The following is a 20742-nucleotide window of genomic DNA, read 5'->3' as shown; positions in this document are numbered from 1 at the left end:
GGTGGCTGGTACGGGGCTGCAAGCGATCTCGGCATGACGATCGAACTGCGGCCGGTGGCCGGATCTCCGTGGACGCCGCACCCGACAGGGTCACGGCTCGTCGATCAGTTCGATCAGCGCGGCGTCTTCTCGATCAGTTCGATCAGCGCGGCGTCGCACTACTCGGGGACGACTCGACCTCGGTGAGCGGACGGGTTGCCACGGTGGTCAGCGGCAGGGCCCAGAGCGCTGTCCGAAAGCCGTCCGGGAGATGGTTGCGGCAGGAAGCGAGTGGTATGCCGGGCCGTATCCACCGGCCCTCCGCGTCGACGAGCGCCAGCCAGGGTGCCCCCTCCAGATTCGCCCTGCACGGAAAGTCGGGATTCTCTGGTGCGTCGGGCAGACGGAGCGCGGCGACGAGGGCGGCGAGGGCGGCTCCGTCGTCGCTGCGCTGTTCCGTCACCATCACGTCCTCGCCAACGGGTTGTTCCAGCCCGCAGATGACGGCCGCGGCGGGGATGAAGTCATCGCCGAGGCGGGGCAGGGCGGCTGCCTCCTCGGTCGGGACCGTGAAGCCGCGCCTGACCATCTCCGGTGCGGCCTCGACGCACGACGTCCACTGCCCTTGTCCGCCGGAATCGCCCGCCATCGAGGGGGCACGGTTGCCGTCGGTGAGTATCCGCGCCCCTCCGACGCCCAGTCCGACAGCCAGGGCCACGGCTAGCGCGGTGCTTCCGATCAGGCGCTGCCGGTGCCGGCGGACCCGCCGGGCCACCTTGACAACCCGATCTGGTGGCGGCGTCAGTGGGGGAACGGCGTTGGTCAACAGCAGCCTGATGTCCTCATCTTCACGCGTCACTTCGCGACCTCCAGGCGGCAAACAGCTCAAGATTCGGATCGGTACGCAGAATCCGTAGGGCACGGAAGGCCTGCACCTTGACCGTGTTGTGCGAGCAGCCGAGCACTTCCGCCGTCCGCTGCACCGTCAGGTCCTCGACGTAGCGGAGCACCACGATCGCCCGCTGCTGCCGGCTGAGTCGGGCCAACGCGCGGCGTACCGCGTCCCGGTCGACGGACTCACCTGCCACGTCGCCACGTGCGGGCTCGTCCGGCGGCTGGCTTGGAATCTCACTGCGCCAGCGCCGCCGCCACCAGGAGACGTAGGTGGTGAACAGCGCTCGGCGCAGGTACGCCTCGGGATGCCCGGCACTCCTGATCGTGGCCCAGCGCCGCCAGACGTCCGCCAGAACCGTCTGCAACAGGTCCTCGGCTCGCCCGGCATCGCCGGTAAGCAGCCAGGCCGAACGCAGCAGCGCATCGGAGCGCGCCGCGACGAACTCGGCGAAGCCTTCCGGTGGCGCCAGTTCCCGAGGTCGTTGCATGGTGTGTGTACCTCCCACCACTTGAACGCTCTGGGAGGTCAGCGAGGTTAACGCAGGAACGGCCGGGGTTGCGGGCCTTCAGGGTCTTGTCGGCCGCGAGCGCTGCTGGCCGCAACAGCGTCGAAGGCCCTGGCTGGGACTCTCGTCCTGGCCAGGGCCTTCGCAGTGGAGCGGGTGACGGGAATCGAACCCGCACTGTCAGCTTGGGAAGCTGATGTTCTGCCATTGAACTACACCCGCAAGCGGCACCACTGTACCCGAGTCGTCGAGGCCGTGCACCCAGGTCCCCCCGCCGACCGCAGCTGTCCGCGTACCGCTCCACCCGGGTCGACCCCAGGTTGATCCACTCGGTTTTCTGGAAGTCGGGGCATCCGGAGCGTTGGGACACCGCGATTTCACTGAAGTCGAGTTGATCACCGCGGCACCGGGGCCGGTACGTACGCCGGTGCCGGCTCCCGTTACGACGGAGCCGGCACCGATGAACCTTCCGGTTGTGGTCAGGCGGCCGTGCACTGGACGTCACGGCTGAGGCGGGTCGGGCGCGCCTGCGGGACGGCGAGGGGCATGGCCCCCGCCGACGGGGCGTTTGGGTCGAGCCAGACCCGAACGGCCGGCCGACCCGGCGCGAGGCCCGGAATGCCCGCGATGTGCTGCTCGCGGCGGGTGAGCATGGCCACGTCGACGGTGAACTCGAAGAGCCGCCAGTCGACCTGCGGCTCGGCCCGGGCGCTGTGCGCCAACTGCGCCACGAGGACCGGATCGGTCACCGGACGGGCGTGCCCCGCCACGTACGCCTCGTCGTCGCTCTCCTCCGCGGGGAAGGAGTGCAGCGCGTAACGGCCGTCACGTTCGAGGTCGCGGCGCTTGGGCGAGTCGATGATGAAGCAGAACAGCCCCTCGGCGGTGATGACCGGAGAGACCGGATGGACGCGGGGCCCGCCGTCGGCACGGACCGTGGCCAGATAGCCGAAGCCCGGCCCGTATTGCTGGAGGAGAACGCGGATCCCGTCGGCGAGTCGGGGCTCGTCGGCGGCGAATTCGGACCAGGAAGCCATGTGGGCATTCTATCGAACAAATGTACGAGTAGCGACCTCGACGCGCTGGTCACCGGCACCGAATCCGGCCACTTTCGGGAACGCGGCTATGGTGGTCCGATGCTGCTCTCCGACCGCGACCTGGTCTCCGAGATCAAGGCCGGCACGCTGGGCCTGGAGCCGTTCGAGCCCACTCTGGTCCAACCGTCCAGCATCGACGTCCGACTCGACCGGCTGTTCCGGGTTTTCAACAACCACCTCTACACCCACATCGATCCCGCCATGCAGCAGGACGACCTGACCTCGGCGGTCGAGGTCCCCGACGGCGAGCCGTTCGTGCTGCACCCGGGGGAGTTCGTCCTCGCCTCGACACTGGAGGTCATCTCGCTGGGTGACCAGCTCGCCGGCCGACTGGAGGGCAAGAGCTCCCTGGGCCGGCTCGGGCTGCTCACGCACTCCACCGCCGGCTTCATCGACCCGGGCTTCTCCGGTCACGTGACACTGGAACTCTCGAACGTGGCGAACCTGCCGATCACCCTGTGGCCGGGCATGAAGATCGGGCAGCTCTGCATCTTCCGGCTCTCCTCGCCGGCCGAGCACCCGTACGGCTCGGTGGTCTACGGCTCGCGCTACCAGGGCCAGCGGGGGCCGACACCCAGCCGCGCCTGGCAGCACTGGCGCACCTGGCCCACCCGCTGAGGTTCAGCCGTTAGGACCGAGACGACGAGGGCCCGCCGCGACGGATCGCGACGGGCCCTCGGTCATCGGAAGGTCAGCCTGGACGGCCGTAGCTGTGGATCGGGCCGTCGTCGACCTTCTTCATCTTGACCGGTTGACCGGCCTGCGAGGCGTGCACCACCCAGCCGCCGCCGACGTACATGCCGACGTGGTGGATGTCGCTGTAGTAGAAGACCAGGTCGCCGGGGCGCAGGTCGCCCTTGCTGACGTTCTTGGTGACCCGGCTCTGCGCGGCGGCGTTGTGCGGCAGCGACACGCCGGCCTTCGCCCAGGCGGCCAGCATCAGACCGGAGCAGTCGTACGAGTTCGGGCCCTCGGCACCCCAGACGTAGGGCTTGCCGATCTGCGCGCAGGCGAACTTGACCGCGGTGCCCGCGGCGCCGCCGGGGTAGCTACCCGGGCAGGGTGCCGGGCGCAGCGGACCGCCGCCGCCGCTGCCGTACACCTTGAGGCGCAGCTTCTGCAGGCGGTCGATCTCTTCGTTGATCTGCTTCTTCTTCGCCGCCAGCTGAGCTTCGGTGCGGGTCAGCTGGGCCACCATCTCGTCCAGCGGCGCCTTCTGCGCGGCCAGCTGATCGCGCAGGTCGGCCACCTGGCGTACGTCCTTCTGCTGGTTGTGCGCGAAGCGGTCGAGCATTTCGAGCTGGCCGACCACCTCGCTGGGCGACCGGCTGCCCAGCACGGCGTTGACTGTCGAGACGTTCTCACCCTTGTAGGCGCGTACGGCCAGGGCGCTGACCTTGTCCATCGCGGCGTCGACCTGGCGCTCCAGCGGAGTGATCCGGGCGGCCAGCGCGTCGGCCTGCTTCCGCTTTGCGGCGAGGTCGGTGCGGGTGGCGTTGTGCCGTTCGATGATCGGTTCGAGCTTGTTCCAGTCGGCGTCGATCTGGCGCTCGATCTCGGCGACGGACGGGTCGGCGTGCGCCGCCGTGGCACTGCCGGTCAGGACGACGGCGATGCCGGCCAGCGCGGCGAGTGCGGTGGTGAAGCGGGACCAGCGTGGGCGCGGCACGATCGAGGCCGGGCCGGCTGATGCCGGCCGCTCGGACGACGGCCGCGGGGCATGGAGTGCCACCGGGGTTCCGTACTCCTTCTTCCTGACCGCCTACCGGGTTAGCTGACGGGTTCGGGCGGGAAGTCGGCGCCCTACCGCAGTGGCTGCGGATTCACCCCGAGGGACCTGGGTCCCCGGTTCGCTCGGAAACGACTCGGCGGTGTCGGTCCGTTACCGCCCGGGCTGGGCGGAGCTGCTGTCGGGCCGACGAATGACCAGAGTAGAGACGCTTGTTACCGATCCGCAACCCGTGCGGCCGTGACACTCCGTACGGATTGGGCGAGGTCACCGACCGTGTGTGAAGAATTCTTTCCGCACGCTTCGATAGATGGAAAGGTATTGACGCGAGCTCCCGGACGGCGCGATGGTGACCTGACCTCACTCCGCGAGAATCTAGGGGGTTCGATGCACCATCCAACCCTGTCGACCGGCTGGCGCGCGCTGCTCGCCGCCACCGTGGTCGCCGCCGCGACCACGGTGCCGCTCTCCAGCGGCCCGGCCGCCGCCGCGCCCGCCACCGACCGTCAGCAGCAGTACGCCGCAGCGGCCACCGAGTACGGCGTGCCGGCCGTCGTGCTGCTCGGCGTCTCCTTCCTGGAGTCCCGTTGGGACACCAACGCCGGCACACCGAGCACCAGTGGCGGCTACGGCCCGATGCACCTGACCGACGCGCGGCACGTGGCCGCCCTACCCGGGCGCGGCCACCACGACGCCGGCGCCGAGGACCCACGCGGCGACGACTCCCGTTCCGCCCGGGTGCCCACGCCCCGGCCGGTCGAGGCACCCGCGCCGTCCATCGCCGCGTTGCAGACCGTGGACGCCGCCGCCACGCTGACCGGCGCCACCCCCGAGGCACTGCGCACCGACGCGGGCCTCAACATCCGGGGTGGGGCCGCGCTGCTGAGCGCGTACCAGAGGGATCTGGGCGCGCCGGTCGGCGCGGGCACCGACCCGGCGGCCTGGTACGGCGCGGTGGCCCGCTACTCGGGCGCGGACAGCGCCGACGCCGCGGCGGCCTTCGCCGACGAGGTCTTCACCACCATCGGCGCGGGCGAAGCCCGGGTGACCGACGACGGCCAGCGTGTCACCCTGCCGGCCCGCGTGGTACGGCCCGAGCGTTCCTGGTTGGACCGGTTGGGCCTGCGCCGCCTGGCCCGCCCGGACGGGGTGGAGTGCCCACGCACCATCTCCTGCGAGTGGATCCCGGCGCCCTACGAGGCGTTCGGCGACGGGGACTACGGCAACCACGACCTCTCCGACCGGCCCGCGCGGCAGAAGATCGAGTACATCGTCATCCACGACACCGAGGCGAGTTGGGCCACGACCCTGCAACTCGTCCAGGATCCGACCTACGTGAGCTGGCACTACTCGCTGCGCTCGGTCGACGGGCACATCGCCCAGCACGTGAAGACCAAGGACGTCGGCTGGCACGCCGGCAACTGGTACGTCAACGCGAAGTCGATCGGGTTGGAACACGAGGGCTTCGCGGCGCAGGGCACCTGGTACACCGAGGCGATGTACCGGACCTCGGCGAAGCTGGTCCGGCACCTGGCGCTGCGGCTGGGCATCCCGCTGGACCGCCAGCACATCATCGGCCACGACAACGTGCCCGGCACCATCGCCTCGACCGTGCGGGGAATGCACTGGGATCCGGGCCCGTACTGGGACTGGACGCACTACTTCGACCTGCTGCACGCACCTCGACTGGACACCGGCACCCCGGCCACCGGGCTGGTCCGGATCGACCCGGACTACACCACCAACCAGCCGGCGTTCACCGGCTGCGTCACAGTGGGCGTGCCCTGCGCGCCGCGCGGCTCCTCGGCGGTGGTGCTGCGCAGCGCACCGGCCGCGGACGCGCCGCTGGTCAACGACATCGCGCTCCGCCCGGACGGCAGCCCGAACACGATGGCGGTGTCGGATCACGGGGCCCGGGCGTCCGCCGGGCAGACGTACGCGCTGGCCGGACGGCAGGGCGACTGGACGGCGATCTGGTATCTCGGGCAGCGGGCCTGGTTCCACAACCCGGCGTCCGCGCCGACCGCCAGTTGGACCGTCGGCGTCGTGGCGACGCCGAAGCCCGGAAAGGCCACCATTCCGGTCTACGGACGGGCGTACCCGGAGCAGTCCGCGTACCCGGACGGGGTGCCCTACCAGGCGATCTCGCCGCTCCAGTACACGCTGGCCGCCGGGCAGCGGTACTCCGTCGGCGCGGTGCTGGCCGGCGAGTACTACCGGGCCAGCACGTTCGACGGTTCCTCGCCCGGCGACTGGACGGTGATTCGCGGCAAGAACCGGTACGCGCAGATCCAGTTCGGCCACCGGATCATGTACGTCGACCTCGCCGACGTGCAGCTGTTGCCCTCCCCGGTGGGGGCACCCCGCTGAGAACCACGACGGCCCCCGGTCGGTGACCGGGGACCGTCGTGTCGCGCGAGGCGGATCAGCCGGGTCTGCGGAACCCGGCGATGGGCATTGTGGTGATGCTGGAGACCTGCACCGGTTTGCCGGCGCGTGGCGCGTGCACCATCTGGTTGTTACCCAGATAGAGGCCGACATGACTCAGGCCGGAGAAGAAGAAGACCAGGTCACCGGGGCGGGCGTCGCCTCGCGAGATGGCCTTGCCCTCGTTCCACTGGTCACCGGTGTGGTGCGTGAGGTAGATCCCGGCCGCCTTGTAGGCGTACTGGGTCAGCCCTGAGCAGTCGAACGAGTTCGGCCCGGTGGCGCCCCAGACGTACGGCTTGCCGACCTTGCCGCAGGCGGTCTTGATCGCGGTGCGGGCCGCCTCACTGACCACTCCGTTGATGGTCGGGCAGGCCGCCGTCTTGACAGTGGTCTTGGGCATCGACGCCTCGAGCTTCTTGATCTCGGCGTCGATCTGCTTCTTCTTGGCCGCCAGATCATTCTGCTGCTTGGTCTGGGTGACGATCAGCGCGTCCAGCTTCTGCTTCTCGCCGTCGTACTTGTCCCGCACGGCCAGCACACCCTCGACTTCCTTGCGCTCCTGCGAAGCGAGCCGGTCGAGGATGGTGAGCTGCTCGGTGAGCGTGTCCGGCTTGGCGCTGACCAGCAGCGCACCGATGTCGTGTGACGGGCCGGAGATGTAGTAGCGGGAGGCGAGGTCGCCGACCCGGTTGAGCGCCAGCTCGCTCTGCAGCGCCAGCGGCTCGATCTTCTTCTGGAGGTCCGCCGACTTCTTCCGGTTGACCTTCAGCTGCGCCCGGACCTTGTTGTACTGCTCGATGGTGGGCTCCAACTGCTCCCACTTCTTGTCGATCTGCGCCTCGATCTCGTCGACCGTGGGCGCGGCATGTGCCGGCGCGGTCAGCAGACCGGCACCGACGGCCGCGGCGGCGACCAGGGTCAGCACCCGGTACGCGACGCGACGCAGGCCACCAGAGCGAGCAGACGCGTTCAGGTCGTGACGATGAGGGGGCATGGTTGCCACCGGCACCGACTCCTTTGCAACCGACCGCCGGGCGCCTCGCGTGAGGGAAGGGCCGAGGCAGACGACCCACAGCGGTCGGTGCCCCACATTAGGGAAGCTGCGGGCGGTAATCAAGGCGAGCGCGGTAACCATCACTGTCGTGCAACCGCTTGCACACCAAGGGTATTGGTCCATCACCCAACGATTGCGGTCAATACGTCGTCAAGAGTGACCACACCGAGTGGGCGTCGCCCGTCGCTGACCAGCACCATGTGCCGCCGTTCGCGACGCATCGCCAGCAGCAGGTCGGCCAGCGTACGGTCCGGCGGCACCACCGCCAGCGGCCGGTAGACGTCGGCCGGCACCGGGGACCGGCGGCCCTGCCCTGCGTACCCGAGCACGTCCTTGACGTGCACAAAGCCGAGCACCCGACGGGTCGACCGCTGCACCACCGGGAACCGGGACCGCCCGGTCCGGGTCGCCAGCACCTCCAGTGACGCCGGCGAGACGTCCTCGGCCACCGTCACCACCGTCGACCACGGTTGCAGCGCGTCCGCCGCCGTCCGGGCGTGCAGGGCCAGCGCGCCGGTGATCCGCGCGTGCTGCTCCGCGTCGAGCAGCCCCTCGGTCCGCGCCTGGGAGACCAAACCGGCCAACTCCTCGGCGGTGAACACCGTCTTCACCGCCTCGGACGCCTCGATCCGCCAGAACGCGAGCACCCACCGGGCCGCCCATTTCATCGCGAGCAACAACGGTTTGGTGGCCACACAGAATGCCAGCATCGCCGGGCCGAGCCAGAGCGCGGAGACCTCCGGACCGGCAAGCGTGATGTTCTTCGGCACCATTTCACCGACGACCGTGTGCAGAAAGACCACCACGCCCAGTGCCAGCACGAACGCCACCGGGTGCACCGCCCGCTCCGGCAGGCCGGCCGCGTGGAACGGCGGCTCCAGCAGGTGGGCCAGCGCCGGTTCGGCGATCGCGCCCAGACCCAACGAGCAGACCGTGATGCCGAGCTGCGCGCCAGCGATCATCAGCGGGATCTGGTTCATCGCCGACAACGCCCAGCGGGCGCGTTTCGACCCGGCCGCCAGGGGCTCGATCACCGTCCGGCGGGACGCGATGAGCGCGAACTCGCTGCCCACGAAGAACCCGTTGCCGAGCAGCAGCACCACGGTCACCAGCAGCTCAGTCATCGTCGTCCGGATCCGCCGGGCGCAGCACCCGGACCTGCTCGATCCGGTGCCGCTCCACCTCGACCACTGTGAACTCCCAGCCGTCCGTCTCGACCGTCTCGCCGGCGAGCGGGATGTGCCCGAGCTGGGCCATCAGGAACCCGGCCAGGGTCTCGTACGGCCCCTCGGGCAGCCGGAAGCCGGTCTGCTCGGCCACCTCGTCGGAGCGGAGCACACCGTCGACCAGCACGGTGCGCTCACCGCCCGGCACGGTCAACTCGGCCGACCCGTCGTCGTCCACGCTCGCCGGGTCGAACTCGTCGGCGATCTCCCCGACCAACTCCTCGACGAGGTCCTCGACGGTCACCACGCCGTCCGTGCCGCCGTACTCGTCGACCACGATGGCCAGGTCGGCCCCGGCCGCCTTCAGCGCGGCCAGGACACCGTCCAGGTTCAGGCTCTCCGGCACGTACACCGGCTCGCGGGCCACCGAGTCAACCCGGGTCGACGCACGGTCGGCCAGCGGCACGCCCAGCGCGTCGGGCACAGCGGCCACACCGGTCACCAGGTCCAGGGTCTCCTCGTACACGGGGAACCGGGTCCGCCCGGTCCGCCGCGACTCCTCCAGCAGCTCCGCCACGGTGGCGGTGGCGCGCAGCGCGACCACGTCCACCCTGGGGGTCATCGCCTCCGCGGCCCGCTTGTCACCGAAGCGGATGGTGCGACGCAGCAGCATCGCGGTGTCCGTGGGCAGCGCGCCGGCCCGCGCCGAGATGCCCGCCAGCAGGCCCAACTCCTCCGGCGAGCGGGCGCTTGCCAACTCTTCCTGCGGCTCCACGCCGAGCGCCCGGACCAGTCGGTTCGCCGAGCCGTTCAACCCCCGGATCACCCAGCCGAACGTCCGGGAGAAGGTGTGCATCGGGCCGGCCGTGGCCAGCGCCGCCGGCATGGGCCGGGCCAGCGCCGCGTTCTTCGGCACCAACTCGCCGAAGAGCATGGAGATCAGCGTGGCCAGGGCCAACGCGAGGAACGGAGTGAGCCGCTCGGTGCTGTCTCCGGCCAGCGGGCGCAACAGCGGGGTGAAGAGCCGGGCCAGGGCCGGCTCGGCCAGGTAGCCGGTGAGCAGCGCGGTGATGGTGATGCCGAGCTGTGCCCCGGAGAGCTGGAAGGAGAGTTCGCGCAGCGCTGCGCGGACAGTCAGGGCGGTCTGGTCGCCCGCGGCGGCCCGCCGGTCGATCTCCGCCCGGTCGACCGTGACCAGCGCGAACTCGGCCGCGACGAAGAACGCGTTGCCCGCGGTCAGGGCTACGAAGCCGACCAGGGGCAACAGCGTCATCAAGAGCAGGCCGTCGATGTCGCCTCACCTCGGCGAGATTCTTGCACGACGGCGGCGGCCCTAAGGGGCCGCCGCCGTCGATGAAAGATCCCAGGGGTACGCGTCTCAGCCGCCGATCGGCGCGGTCTCCTTGCCGCCCTGCGGCTGCTCGGGCTTGACGGAGCGGAGCAGAACGGTGGCCACGTCGATCACCTCGACCTGCTCGCCGGCGCCCTTGCCGTTGACCCCGTCGCTGAGCATCGTCGAGCAGAACGGGCAGCCGACCGCGACCGTCTTCGCCCCGGTGGCCATGGCCTCCTCGACCCGGTCCACGTTGATCCGCTTGCCGATCTTCTCTTCCATCCACATCCGGGCGCCGCCGGCACCGCAGCAGAAGGAGCGCTCGCTGTTACGCGGCATCTCGGTCAGGTCGCCCGCGATGGCGTCGCCGAGGACCTCCCGGGGGGCCGCGAAGACGCGGTTGTGCCGACCCAGGTAGCAGGGGTCGTGGTAGGTGACGCCGCCGTCGACCGGCTGCACCGGCGTGAGCTTGCCGGTGGCGACCAGGTGCGCGAGGAGTTGGGTGTGGTGGACCACCTCGAACTCGCCGCCGAGTTGCCCGTACTCGTTGCCCAGGGTGTTGAAGCAGTGCGGGCAGGTCGCGACGATCTTGCGCTTGGCCTTCTCCCGGCCGTCGAACGCTTCGTTCAGCGTCTCCACGTTCTGCTGGGCGAGCATCTGGAAGACGAACTCGTTGCCGATCCGTCGCGCAGGGTCGCCAGAGCAGGTCTCGCCCTCACCCAGGATCGCGAACTTCACGCCCGCCTCGTTGAGCAGCGTGGCCACCGCGCGGGTGGTCTTCTTGGCCCGGTCCTCGAACGCGCCGGCGCAGCCGACCCAGAACAGGTACTCGAAGTCGTCCACCTCGCCGACCCGGGGCACCTCGAAGTCCAGGCCCTTGGTCCAGTCCTCGCGGGTGTTCTGCGGGGCGCCCCACGGGTTGCCCTTGTTCTCCAGGTTGCGCAGCATCACCCCGGCCTCGGAGGGGAAGCTCGACTCGATCAGCACCTGGTAGCGGCGCATGTCGACGATGTGGTCGACGTGCTCGATGTCCACCGGGCACTGCTCGACGCAGGCACCGCAGGTGGTGCAGGACCAGAGCACGTCCGGGTCGATGACACCGCCCTCCTCGGCGGTGCCGATCAGCGGCTTGTCGGCCTCGGCGAGGGCCAGCACGTCCAGGTGGGCGAGCTGCGCCTGGGTGGCCTTCTCCTCGCCGGTCAGGTCCTTGCCGCCGCCGGCCAGCAGGTAGGGCGCCTTCGCGTACGCGTGGTCGCGCAGGCTCAGCACCAGCAGCTTCGGCGACAGGGGCTTGCCGGTGTTCCAGGCGGGGCACTGCGACTGGCAGCGACCGCACTCGGTGCAGGTGCTGAAGTCCAGAAGGCCCTTCCAGCTGAACTGCTCGACGTGGGCGACGCCGAACTGGTCCTTCTCCGGGTCCGCCTCCTCGAAGTCGAGCGGCTTGCCCTGGCTGGTCATCGGGCGCAGCGCGCCGAGACCGGAGCCGGCCGGCTTGGCCGGCTCCCGCTTGAAGAAGATGTTGGGGAACGCCAGGAAGCGGTGCCAGGCGACGCCCATCGTGACGTTCAGGGAGATGACGATCAGCCACGTCATCGAAATGGCGATCTTGATGAGCGCGGCGACGCTCGCCCCGTCCGACCAGTCGGGCAGCACCGCGCCGACCGCGTGACTGACCGGGGTGGCCCAGAGCGGGTACTCGAAGTGGTCGGTGGCGACCTTGAAGCCGCGGATCAGCAGGCCGAAGATCAGGACCAGCAGCACGATCCACTCGACGAAGTAGCCCTGCCACATGGTCGAGCCGGTGAACCGGGACCGCCCGCCCGTGCGGGTCGGCCGGTTGCGCAGCCGGATCGCCATCAGCACCAGGATGCCGACCAGGCCCAGCATGGTGATGATCTCGGTGGCCAACCCGAAGATCGTCCAGTGCCCGATGATGGGCAGCCCGCCGGTCGGGGTGACCACCTCGAAGTACGCCTCGAGCACCAGCAGCGACAGCACGACGAAGCCGACCATCACGAACCAGTGCGCGGCGCCCACCACACCCCACTTGAGCATCCGGGTGTGGCCGGCCGTCTCCACCAGCATCGTCCTGGCGCGGGCGACCTTGTCGGAGAACCGCTCCGGCGCGGGTTGCCCGAGCCGGATGACTGCCACCATCTTCAGGACCGCACGCACCGCAAGCCACACCGCCACGGCGGTGATGGCGGCCGCGAGGATCGTGGTGACGATCTGGACGCTGCCCATCGAGTTGGCCTCCCCGGTCTGCTGCCTGATGACCTCGCTCTGCTCGGTCATGCAGTGCAGCCTACGCGAAGGTTACCCAGCGGTAACGTGAGTCATCTCGCAGTAGGCCGCGCTGCCTGCGCACACCATAGGTGGCCCTACCCGATCTTGCCGGGCAGGGGCTCGACGAGGTGACGTGGGACCGCCGACGCGACGGTCTGCTCGGATCAGCGCCAGCGAGAGAGCAACGCCAGCGAGGCGACCATCGCACCGAAGCCGACGGCGAGGTTCCAGTAACCCCACGCCATGACCGGGTACTCCTGCTCGGACAGGTAGTAGAGCACCAGCCAGCCGATGCCGACGACGATCAAGGCGACCGCGGTGATCGGCAACCACACCGGGCTAGGCTTGCGCGACGACGACGTCGTCGTCGGACGCACGTCCGTCGGCGGGGTGTACACCTTCTTCTTACGGACCTGAGACTTGGGCACGGCGCTCTCCAGAGGGGTGACGACCTCGTCCGGCCTGACAACCGGGCGCGGGGGCGACGGTCCATGGCCAATAATGTTCGAGAGCTAGCGTAGTCCCGATTGGCCGCCTGGACCACGAATGGGGTCAGGCCGGTGCACGGAGTGACCGAAAGAGGCGGGACTGTTCGCATCACCGGCCCAGCCGGCACGGACCGATCCCCGACACGCGGAAGGAACGCTCGGTGGAGTACACATCCGGCGCAACCTCCTGGCAGAAGGTCCTCCGACGGGCCGCCGCCGGGCTGCTGCCCCGGCGACCGCGCCAACGCCGTCCGGGCTGGTCGATCGGGGTGCCCCTGATCGCCGCGGCGGCCGGGTTGCTCTTCACCACCACCGCTACCACCGCGGGCGGCACCGCTCTCCGGGAGGACCGGCGCCCCCAGCTCAACCAGCTCATCGAGGACCGCCGCGAACAGGTCGCCGCCAGCGAGCGCCGCGCCGCCACCCTGCGCGGCGAGGTCGAGCAACGGACCAACACGCTGGCCGGCTCGGACGCCCCGATCAAGGCTCAGCAGAATCGCGCCCAGGGCAGCCTCCAGGACGCCGGATTCACCGCCCTCAGCGGGCCCGGGGTCACCGTCGAGCTGAACGACGCGCCCCAGCTCGACCAGACGCAGTCGGACGCCAGCAACGACGACCTGGTGGTGCATCAGGGAGACGTACAGGCGGTGGTCAACGCGCTCTGGGCCGGCGGAGCCGAGGCCATGTCAATCATGAATGTCCGCGTGCTCACCACCAGCGCGGTACGCTGCGTCGGTAACACCCTGCTGCTTCACGGCCGGGTGTACTCCCCACCGTTCAAGATCGTGGCAATCGGCGATCCCGCTGCCCTCCAGCAGGCCCTCGCCAGCTCTCAGGGAGTCCGGTTGTTCAAGGACGCGGTCGACGACTACCAGCTTGGCTACAAGGAGACGGCCTCCACGGTGCGAGTTCCCGCATTCGAGGATTCGACCGCCCTGCGCTCGGCTACGGTGCCCAAGTGAGCGGGCCGGACGAACGACGCGACGGGCGACACCGGGACCAGACCGACGAGCCGACCGCCTTTCTGCCCAAGCTCGACCGGCCCGAGTCGGCACCGGGCCGACCGACCCCGGCCAGCAACTGGCCCGAGCCGGTGCTGCACCCGCCACGAGCCGAGCAGCCGCCGCGAGCCGAGCAGCCGCCGCCGAGCGCCACTCGACCCGAGCCGACCGGGACCTCGGGCCGCCCGGGTGTCGAAGCACCGCCGCCCTGGCCGGGCAGCGCAGCTACCGGGCCGGGCTCACACGGCGGCGCCGGGATTCCCCCCGCGACCACCCCCGGCCGAGCTACCGCCAGCAACCAGGGCCCGGTTCGGCCCGCTGCCCCCGGCAACGCCCCGACCCGACCCCCCGCGCCCAGCGCCGCGTCCACGCGACCGACCGCGCCCAGCGCCGCACCGACCCGCCCCCCGGGTGCCAGCAACCCACCGGGTGCCGCACCGACCCGCCCGCCAGGTGCAGGCAACCCACCGGGTGCCGCACCGACCCGCCCGGACACGCCCGGCGGGATGCCGATGCCGACCCGACCGGCGGCCTCCGGCACGCCGAGCCGGCCGGTCTCCTCCGGGCCCTCGACGCCGCCGCTGGCCGACTCGCCGACCGCGTACATTCCGCAGGTCACCGCCCGGCCCACCCGACCCACCGGCTCCCCGGCCACCCCGGCCGCCCCCGACCGCGTCGCAGCGGCCGGGCCGGAAGGCTTCCCGTCGACCGCGCCCAGCCGGGTGCCGCCGACCGGGCCGGGCCGGGTCCCGCCGAGCGCTGGCGGGGATCGTGACGCGGACCCGGCCGCCACCGCGTTGATTCCGGCCGTGCCCGGCACTCCTGCCACCAGGCCGCCGACCATGGACTCGACCGCGTTGATGGGTGCCGTCCCCCGCACCGCCGTCCCGGACGAGCCTGCCGGCGCCAACCCCGCCGAGCCTCCCCAGCCCCGACGCGGCGAGCGGGTGGTGCAACTCCGGCCGCACCAGACCGGCGAGGGCTACAAGAGCGTCTACTCCGAGCTGACCCGCCCGTCGTTCGGCTCGCGACTGCGTACGGGCATCCGCGTCACCGGCGAAATCCTGATCACCTTCGGTCTGGTGGTCCTGCTGTTCGCCGGCTACGAGGTCTGGGGCAAGTCGGCCATCGTCGACGCCCACCAGAACGACCTCAACAACGAGCTGGCTCAGGCGTGGGGCCCGACCGACGACCCCACCGTCGCCCCGTCGGTGGGCCCGAGCGTCAAACCCCCCCCACCGGTACGCGGCAAGCCGCTCGCGGGCCTCTACATCCCCAAGCTCGACAAGAACTGGGTCGTCGTCGAGGGGGTCACCCAGCAGGACATCCGGTTCGCCCCCGGCCACTACCCGACCAGCGCGCTCCCCGGTCAGGTGGGCAACTTCTCCGTCGCCGGCCACCGCAACCGGGCCACCTTCTGGCGGCTGGACGAGCTGGACGAGGGCGACCCGATCGTGGTCGAGAGCAAGACCGACTGGTACGTCTACCGGGTGTCCCAGACCCGCATCGTCCGACCGACCCAGGTCGAGGTGGTGGCGCCGGTGCCCGGCGAGCCGGACAAGAAGGCGACCAAGCGGATGCTCACCCTGACCACGTGCAACCCGAAGTTCGACAACTACCAGCGGCTGATCATCCACGCCGAGCTGGACCGTACCCAACCCAAGTCCGCGGGCCGCCCTGCGGAGCTGGGAGGCTGACCCGATGTACGCGTTCATCTGGCGCAAGCTGCCGTTCGGCGTGGTCGGGAAGTTGACCGGCTCGGTGCTGCTGGTCGCCGCCACTGTGGCCCTGCTGTGGTATGTCGCCTTCCCGTGGGCCGAGCCGCTACTGCCCTTCGACGACGTGCAGGTCGAGTCCGGCGTACCCGCCGAGACAGGTGGCGGTGGCGACCCGGTGACCGGGGAGACCCCGACCGGCGACGAGCACGAACTGCCGTACGACACCGACCAGAACAACCCAGCGCCTCCCTCCCCGAGCAGGTGACCATGCGCGTCCTGGTGATCGACAACTACGACTCCTTCGTCTTCAACCTCGTGCAGTACCTGGGCCAACTCGGCGTGGACTGCGAGGTCCGCCGCAACGACGAGATCGACGTCGCCGAGGTGGGCACGGTTGGCGCCGACGGCATCCTGCTGTCGCCCGGGCCGGGCAGCCCGGACCGGGCCGGCATCTGCCTGGACGTCATCCGGGAGTACGCGGGCCAGCTGCCGATCTTCGGCGTCTGCCTCGGCCATCAGGCGATCGGCGAAGCCTTCGGGGCGACCGTGACACGCGCCCCCGAGCTGCTGCACGGCAAGACCTCCGAGGTGCGACACCACTCGGTCGGCGTACTCGCCGGTCTGCCCGACCCGTTCACCGCCACCCGCTACCACTCGCTCGCCGTGCTGCCCGAGACGCTCCCCGACGAGCTGGAGGTCACCGGCTGGACCGGCTCCGGCGTGGTGATGGCGATGCGGCACCGGACGCTGCCCATCGAGGGCGTCCAGTTCCACCCGGAGTCGGTGCTCACCGAGGGTGGTCATCTGATGCTGGCCAACTGGCTGGCCAGTTGCGGTCACGCCGAGGCGCTGGAGCGGGCACCCGCGCTGGCCGCCGAGGTGGACGCGCGTCGTCTGGCGGCCTTCGCCACCGCCTGAGGGCCCACCCCATCCCACCCCCACCCCGCCCCACTGTGCCCCCGCCCCGCGCCACCCCCACCCCCACCCCCACCCCGCCGATCTTGCAGTTTCGGCAGTCGATATGGGTGGGATGCCCCATATGTCGCGACAGCATGTGCAAGATCGCGGAGCCGAGGTCAGGGCCCGGTCACCGGATCTGTTGGGGAGCCGATGGCGACCGGGTCAGCCTCGCAGCGCGTCCTGGACCGCGGAATTCGCTGGCGAGCGCACCGCCGGCGGTCGGCCACGCACCGCGTCCCACGCCGCCTTGCCACTGGCGAAGTAGTCCCGAACCGACTTCTCGGCGAGCAGGGCAGTGCTGCAACCGTCGCAGCGGGCGGTCACCCCGTCGACGTCGAGGCCGAGCTGCCGACACAGCGTCACCGCCCGGGACAGGTGGTACGACTGGGTGACGATCAGGGCCCGCTCGACGCCGTACACCTCGCGCGCTCTCGCGCAGCTGTCGTAGGTGTCCAGGCCGAACGGGTCGGCCACCACCCGACGCCTGTCGACGCCGCGCTCGGCGAGGTACGTCGTCATCACCGCCGGCTCGTCGCCGGACGCCCCGCCGCCGTCGCCCGACACAAGGACGACAGTGGCCCGCCCGGTGGCCACCAACTCGGCGGCGGTGTCCAGGCGGCCGGCGAGACGGTCCCCGGGCCGCTGCCGATCGGCCGCCACCTCGGTGCCGAGCACGATCACCACGTCGGCTGCCGGCGCGTCGGCGACGGCGTGCACGTGCCCGCGTGCGGCGAGCGTCGTCCACAGCCACGGCGAACTGGCGAGCACCAGCACGACCAGGCCCGCGACGGCCAGCCGGCGGAGGCGGCGGGGCCACCGCCGCACCGGTCCGGCCGGGGACGCTGCCGCCTGCGTCATGCCGATGCCCGCGGGTGGCCTAGTCCTGGGGCCGGCCCGGCGGGGGTGGGATCGGCAGACCGATGCCGCCCCCGCCGCCGGGAGTGGTCGGCGTGGTCGTCGGCGTGGTCGTCGGCGTGGTCGTCGGCGTCGGGTCGGTCTCCGGCTCCGGTTGACTCACCTTGATGGTCACCTTCGTACCGGTGGGCTTCTTCTCGTTGCCGTTCGGGCTCTGGTCGGTGACCTTCCCCGCCTGGTCGGCGGGCACCTCCGGCCCCTTCTGCACGACGACCACGAAGCCGCGGTCCTTGAGGAACCGGGTGGCGTCGTCCTGGCTCAACCCGACCACGTCCGGCACGTCGCGAACCTTGCCGTTGGAGACCGTGAGCTTGATCTTCGTGCCCTCGGCAACGCTCTCGCCAGAGGGGGGGTCGACGTCGAGAACCTCGTCCTCGCTCGCTTCGGCGTCCACCGTCTTGATTTCGTACTTGAGCTTCGCCTCGGTGAGCCGGGCGATGGCGCTCTCCCGCTTGCTGCCCTTGAGCCCGGCGGGAACGCGCACCTCGGGCTTGCCGCCACAGATCTGAATGGTGACCGTGCGGTTCTGCTCCACCTGGGTGGTCGGCGGCGGGTTCTGCTGAACGACAGTGCCCACTGTGCAGTCACTGGCCAGCACCGGGTCACCGACCTGTGCGGCCAGGCCGGCTTTCTGGATCTCGGCGATCGCCACGTCCCGGGCCTTGCCGGTGAGGGTGGGCACCGACTTCAGGTCCTTGTCCTGCTGCATGTTCCAGAGCAGGGCGGCGACCAGGGCGATCACCGCCAGTACGCCGACCGCGCTGAACATCGCGATCAGCCAGGAGGACGCCTTGCGCTGACGGGGGTCGCCCACCCGGGCCGGGATCTGCCCGGTCTGCGGCCCACGGCCGGAAGCCGGATAGCCGCCCCCACCGCCGGCCGGGGCCATCGCCACCGTCTCCGCCTCGCGCAGCACCGGGGTGGCCAGCACGGGCCGACCGGCGGCGGCGCGCAGCAGATCGGCCCGCATCTCGCCAGCGCTCTGGTAGCGGTTGAGGGGGTTCTTCGACAGCGCCTTGAGCACGATCGCGTCGACGGCCGGGGTGACGTCCGGGTTGATGTCGCTCGGCGTCGGCGGCGTCTCCCGCACGTGCTGGTACGCGACGCTGACCGGGCTGTCCCCGACGAACGGCGGGTGCCCGCAGACCAGCTCGAAGAGCACGCAACCGGCCGCGTACACGTCGGAGCGGGCGTCGACGGCCTCGCCGCGTGCCTGCTCCGGGGAGAGATACTGCGCGGTGCCGATGACCGCGCTGGTCTGCGTCATGGTGGTCGCGCCACTGGCCAGAGCCCGGGCGATGCCGAAGTCCATCACCTTGACCTGGCCGGTCTGGGTGAGCATCACGTTGCCGGGCTTGATGTCCCGGTGGATGATGCCGTGCCGGTGGCTGAACTCCAGTGCGGCGCACATGTCGGCGCAGATCTCCAGGGCGCGGCGCGGCTGGAGTCGCCCCTCGGCCCCGAGGACCTCCTTCAAGGTCCGCCCGTTCACGAACTCCATGACGATGAACGGCAGCGTCTCACCGGTCGGCGCGGTCTCCTCGCCCGTGTCGTAGACCGCCACGATGGCCGGGTGGTTGAGCGAGGCGGCGTTCTGCGCCTCCCGGCGGAACCGCATCTGGAACGTCGCGTCCCGGGCGAGGTCGGTGCGGAGCATCTTGATCGCGACGTCCCGACCGAGCCGGAGATCGCGACCACGGTGCACCTCGGCCATGCCGCCATAGCCGAGCAGCTCGCCGACCTGGTACCTGCCACCGAGCAGGCGGGCCTGCGCTGTCATCGCGTCTGTCGTCCTTCGCTCGTCGTCGTCCCGCCGTCGTCCGGCTGGAGTCGTACCTCCCGACGGTACGACGTCCAGGTCGGATCGTCGCGCCCGTCGAGTCGTAGCGCGCCGGACGCCACGGTGCGCGGCGCCAGCCCGGCGGATACACCGGCCTGCGACTGCTTCCGTAGGTTGTAGGAAATCACGCCAGAGCAGAGCAGGACCAGCACGGCCAGCAGGATGGCGAGAAGCACCATTCCAGGCCGTGATCGCTGGGGCTGAGGTGACGGTGTCGCCGGGCCGGCCTGCCGGACGTACGCCGGCGGGTGTTCCTGCCGAGGCGGCCCGGACGGCACCGCTGCCGCACCGCGTGGGTAGCCGTTCGGTGCGCCCTGGGGCCGGCCCGGCTGGACGGCCGGCGCGACGGCGGTGGGGCGTGGCTGTTGGGCGGGTGCGATCGCGGTCGGGCGTTGCCCGGCCACCGGCGGGCGGCCAGCCGGCGGACGCATCTGGTGCGCCTGCGGCACCTGGGCCCGGCCGGGCGCGGCGGGTGAGGCGGGCGCGGCGGAGACCGGCCCGGAGTTGCCACCGGCCCGAGCCTGCTGGGAGAGCGCGGCCTTGAGCTGACGGGCCACCCCGGCGAGTGCGGCGGCGCTCGGCCAGCGGGCGGCCGGATCCTTCGCCAACGCCCGTTCGACCAGGGCGCGCACCTGCGGAGGGATGTCGGCTGGCAGGGGCCGGGGCGTCTCCCGGACGTGCCGCATCGCGATGTCGAGGGGGTTGTCGCCCTCGAACGGCCGCCGACCGGCCAGGCACTGGTAGGCGACCACGCCCAGGGCGTACACGTCGGACGCCGGGGTGGCCACGCCGCCGGTGGCCTGCTCCGGCGAGATGTACGAGGCGGTACCGAGCACCGAACCGGCTGCGGTGAGCTGGCCGACCATGTCGGAACGGGCGATGCCGAAGTCGGTCAGCACCAGCGTGCCGTTCGGCCGGACCAGCAGGTTGCCCGGTTTCACGTCGCGGTGCACGATGCCCTTCTCGTGCGCGGCGTGCAGCGCGTCGGCGGCCTGCGCGACGAGGGCCATCGTCCGGGCCGGAGTGAGCCGGCCGACCCGGCTCAACGTGGACGACAGGGCGTCACCCTCGACGTACTCCATGACCAGGAAGGCGATCTGCTGGTCGTTGCCGAAGTCGTAGACGTCCACGACGCCGGGATGGTTGATGGTGGCCATGGTCCGGGCCTCGCCGCGGAACCGCTCGCCGAAGTCCGGGTCGTCGAGCAGGGCGGGGAGCAGGCTCTTCACCGCGACCGTCCGGCCGAGCACCTGGTCGGTGCCGCGCCAGACGTCGCCCATGCCGCCGCTGGCGATCCGCTCGTCGAGACGGTAGCGGTTGCCGAGCTGCACGCCGGGGCTGAGCAT

General features: G+C 70.9%; 18 protein-coding genes, 1 tRNA gene and 1 riboswitch. Of the genes, 6 read left to right on the top strand and 13 right to left on the bottom strand.

The genetic code is table 11. The features are described 5' to 3' along the window. Nucleotides 1-142 precede the first annotated feature (142 nt). The 4 genes from ACFYP0_RS32350 to ACFYP0_RS32335 form a co-directional block, all read right to left on the bottom strand. The gene (locus ACFYP0_RS32350; RefSeq protein ID WP_355495319.1) at nt 143-838 is read right to left on the bottom strand and encodes a hypothetical protein; all 696 of its coding nucleotides are present in this window, start codon (nt 836-838) and stop codon (nt 143-145) included. Continuing rightward, nucleotides 828-1361 (bottom strand): SigE family RNA polymerase sigma factor, encoded by a 534-nt coding sequence (locus tag ACFYP0_RS32345; protein ID WP_355495322.1) that lies wholly within the window; start codon nt 1359-1361, stop codon nt 828-830. Before ACFYP0_RS32345 ends, ACFYP0_RS32350 begins: the two co-directional genes overlap by 11 nt. A gap of 166 nt (nt 1362-1527) precedes the next feature. Beyond that, nucleotides 1528-1601: transfer RNA gene (locus ACFYP0_RS32340), tRNA-Gly, on the bottom strand. Between the two features lie 257 nt (nt 1602-1858). Then, the gene (locus ACFYP0_RS32335) at nt 1859-2416 is read right to left on the bottom strand and encodes a pyridoxamine 5'-phosphate oxidase family protein (protein WP_355495325.1); all 558 of its coding nucleotides are present in this window, start codon (nt 2414-2416) and stop codon (nt 1859-1861) included. 99 nt (nt 2417-2515) lie between these two features. On the opposite strand from ACFYP0_RS32335, the gene dcd reads away from it, so the two are divergent. After that, nucleotides 2516-3094, top strand: a complete 579-nt coding sequence (dcd, locus tag ACFYP0_RS32330) for a dCTP deaminase (protein ID WP_030332009.1) — start codon at nt 2516-2518, stop codon at nt 3092-3094. A gap of 73 nt (nt 3095-3167) precedes the next feature. Here dcd and ACFYP0_RS32325 read toward each other — a convergent pair whose 3' ends face one another. Then, nucleotides 3168-4208, bottom strand: coding sequence for a C40 family peptidase (locus ACFYP0_RS32325; protein WP_355495327.1), 1041 nt, complete (start codon nt 4206-4208; stop codon nt 3168-3170). Nucleotides 4209-4221: 13 nt separating this feature from the next. After that, nucleotides 4222-4357: riboswitch (cyclic di-AMP (ydaO/yuaA leader) on the bottom strand. Nucleotides 4358-4592: 235 nt separating this feature from the next. Here ACFYP0_RS32325 and ACFYP0_RS32320 point away from each other — a divergent pair. Continuing rightward, a complete protein-coding gene (locus ACFYP0_RS32320; protein WP_355495329.1) occupies nt 4593-6575 on the top strand; it encodes an N-acetylmuramoyl-L-alanine amidase in 1983 nt (660 codons plus the stop codon). A 55-nt stretch (nt 6576-6630) separates the two neighbouring features. Here the strand turns inward: ACFYP0_RS32320 and ACFYP0_RS32315 are convergent, their stop codons facing one another. From ACFYP0_RS32315 to ACFYP0_RS32295, 5 genes are all read right to left on the bottom strand, one after another. Then, complete coding sequence (locus ACFYP0_RS32315) at nt 6631-7644, bottom strand: C40 family peptidase (RefSeq protein ID WP_356975596.1); 1014 nt, start codon at nt 7642-7644, stop codon at nt 6631-6633. Nucleotides 7645-7811: 167 nt separating this feature from the next. Further along, nucleotides 7812-8813 (bottom strand): hemolysin family protein, encoded by a 1002-nt coding sequence (locus ACFYP0_RS32310; protein ID WP_124862257.1) that lies wholly within the window; start codon nt 8811-8813, stop codon nt 7812-7814. Further along, complete coding sequence (locus ACFYP0_RS32305) at nt 8806-10128, bottom strand: hemolysin family protein (RefSeq protein WP_355495335.1); 1323 nt, start codon at nt 10126-10128, stop codon at nt 8806-8808. Before ACFYP0_RS32305 ends, ACFYP0_RS32310 begins: the two co-directional genes overlap by 8 nt. 105 nt (nt 10129-10233) lie before the next feature. Next, the gene (locus tag ACFYP0_RS32300) at nt 10234-12432 is read right to left on the bottom strand and encodes a (Fe-S)-binding protein (protein ID WP_355495679.1); all 2199 of its coding nucleotides are present in this window, start codon (nt 12430-12432) and stop codon (nt 10234-10236) included. Between the two features lie 206 nt (nt 12433-12638). After that, nucleotides 12639-12902 (bottom strand): cell division protein CrgA, encoded by a 264-nt coding sequence (locus ACFYP0_RS32295; protein ID WP_112583988.1) that lies wholly within the window; start codon nt 12900-12902, stop codon nt 12639-12641. A 221-nt stretch (nt 12903-13123) separates the two neighbouring features. Here ACFYP0_RS32295 and ACFYP0_RS32290 point away from each other — a divergent pair, with 221 nt between their 5' ends. The 4 genes from ACFYP0_RS32290 to ACFYP0_RS32275 are packed head-to-tail and all read left to right on the top strand — an operon-like array spanning nt 13124 to nt 16599. Further along, the gene (locus ACFYP0_RS32290; protein ID WP_091396339.1) at nt 13124-13924 is read left to right on the top strand and encodes a DUF881 domain-containing protein; all 801 of its coding nucleotides are present in this window, start codon (nt 13124-13126) and stop codon (nt 13922-13924) included. After that, on the top strand, nt 13921-15660 hold the full coding sequence (locus tag ACFYP0_RS32285; protein ID WP_355495339.1) for a class E sortase: 1740 nt from the start codon (nt 13921-13923) through the stop codon (nt 15658-15660). Before ACFYP0_RS32290 ends, ACFYP0_RS32285 begins: the two co-directional genes overlap by 4 nt. A 4-nt stretch (nt 15661-15664) precedes the next feature. Next, nucleotides 15665-15946: a hypothetical protein gene (locus ACFYP0_RS32280; protein ID WP_091396345.1), complete on the top strand. Its 282-nt coding sequence runs from the start codon at nt 15665-15667 to the stop codon at nt 15944-15946. Nucleotides 15947-15948: 2 nt separating this feature from the next. Beyond that, complete coding sequence (locus ACFYP0_RS32275) at nt 15949-16599, top strand: aminodeoxychorismate/anthranilate synthase component II (RefSeq protein WP_355495343.1); 651 nt, start codon at nt 15949-15951, stop codon at nt 16597-16599. A gap of 204 nt (nt 16600-16803) precedes the next feature. Here ACFYP0_RS32275 and ACFYP0_RS32270 read toward each other — a convergent pair whose 3' ends face one another. From ACFYP0_RS32270 to ACFYP0_RS32260, 3 genes are read right to left on the bottom strand one after another with little or no spacing between them, the layout of a single operon-like run. Next, nucleotides 16804-17499 carry a SanA/YdcF family protein gene (locus tag ACFYP0_RS32270; RefSeq protein WP_355495346.1) on the bottom strand — a complete coding sequence of 232 codons (696 nt, stop codon included), beginning with the start codon at nt 17497-17499 and terminating at the stop codon, nt 16804-16806. A 19-nt stretch (nt 17500-17518) separates the two neighbouring features. Continuing rightward, on the bottom strand, nt 17519-19336 hold the full coding sequence (gene pknB / locus ACFYP0_RS32265) for a Stk1 family PASTA domain-containing Ser/Thr kinase (RefSeq protein WP_355495349.1): 1818 nt from the start codon (nt 19334-19336) through the stop codon (nt 17519-17521). Further along, the gene (locus ACFYP0_RS32260) at nt 19333-20742 is read right to left on the bottom strand and encodes a serine/threonine-protein kinase (protein ID WP_355495350.1); all 1410 of its coding nucleotides are present in this window, start codon (nt 20740-20742) and stop codon (nt 19333-19335) included. The genes pknB and ACFYP0_RS32260 overlap by 4 nt, the downstream gene beginning before the upstream one ends.

The organism is Micromonospora arida (assembly GCF_042873195.1).
GTDB lineage: Bacteria > Actinomycetota > Actinomycetes > Mycobacteriales > Micromonosporaceae > Micromonospora > Micromonospora arida.
Note: the sequence above shows the minus strand (reverse complement) of the source record. Positions and strands in the feature narration are given on the sequence as shown.

Excerpts from the sequence above, each read along its gene's own strand:
- ACFYP0_RS32305 (WP_355495335.1), bottom strand. The coding sequence starts at position 10,128 with ATGACGCTGTTGCCCCTGGTCGGCTTCGTAGCCCTGACCGCGGGCAAC.
- ACFYP0_RS32275 (WP_355495343.1), top strand. The coding sequence starts at position 15,949 with ATGCGCGTCCTGGTGATCGACAACTACGACTCCTTCGTCTTCAACCTC.
- pknB (WP_355495349.1), bottom strand. The coding sequence starts at position 19,336 with ATGACAGCGCAGGCCCGCCTGCTCGGTGGCAGGTACCAGGTCGGCGAG.
- ACFYP0_RS32335 (WP_355495325.1), bottom strand. The coding sequence starts at position 2,416 with ATGGCTTCCTGGTCCGAATTCGCCGCCGACGAGCCCCGACTCGCCGAC.
- ACFYP0_RS32320 (WP_355495329.1), top strand. The coding sequence starts at position 4,593 with ATGCACCATCCAACCCTGTCGACCGGCTGGCGCGCGCTGCTCGCCGCC.
- ACFYP0_RS32310 (WP_124862257.1), bottom strand. The coding sequence starts at position 8,813 with ATGACTGAGCTGCTGGTGACCGTGGTGCTGCTGCTCGGCAACGGGTTC.
- ACFYP0_RS32345 (WP_355495322.1), bottom strand. The coding sequence starts at position 1,361 with ATGCAACGACCTCGGGAACTGGCGCCACCGGAAGGCTTCGCCGAGTTC.
- ACFYP0_RS32300 (WP_355495679.1), bottom strand. The coding sequence starts at position 12,432 with ATGGGCAGCGTCCAGATCGTCACCACGATCCTCGCGGCCGCCATCACC.
- ACFYP0_RS32280 (WP_091396345.1), top strand. The coding sequence starts at position 15,665 with ATGTACGCGTTCATCTGGCGCAAGCTGCCGTTCGGCGTGGTCGGGAAG.
- dcd (WP_030332009.1), top strand. The coding sequence starts at position 2,516 with ATGCTGCTCTCCGACCGCGACCTGGTCTCCGAGATCAAGGCCGGCACG.
- ACFYP0_RS32260 (WP_355495350.1), bottom strand. The coding sequence starts at position 20,742 with ATGCTCAGCCCCGGCGTGCAGCTCGGCAACCGCTACCGTCTCGACGAG.
- ACFYP0_RS32270 (WP_355495346.1), bottom strand. The coding sequence starts at position 17,499 with ATGACGCAGGCGGCAGCGTCCCCGGCCGGACCGGTGCGGCGGTGGCCC.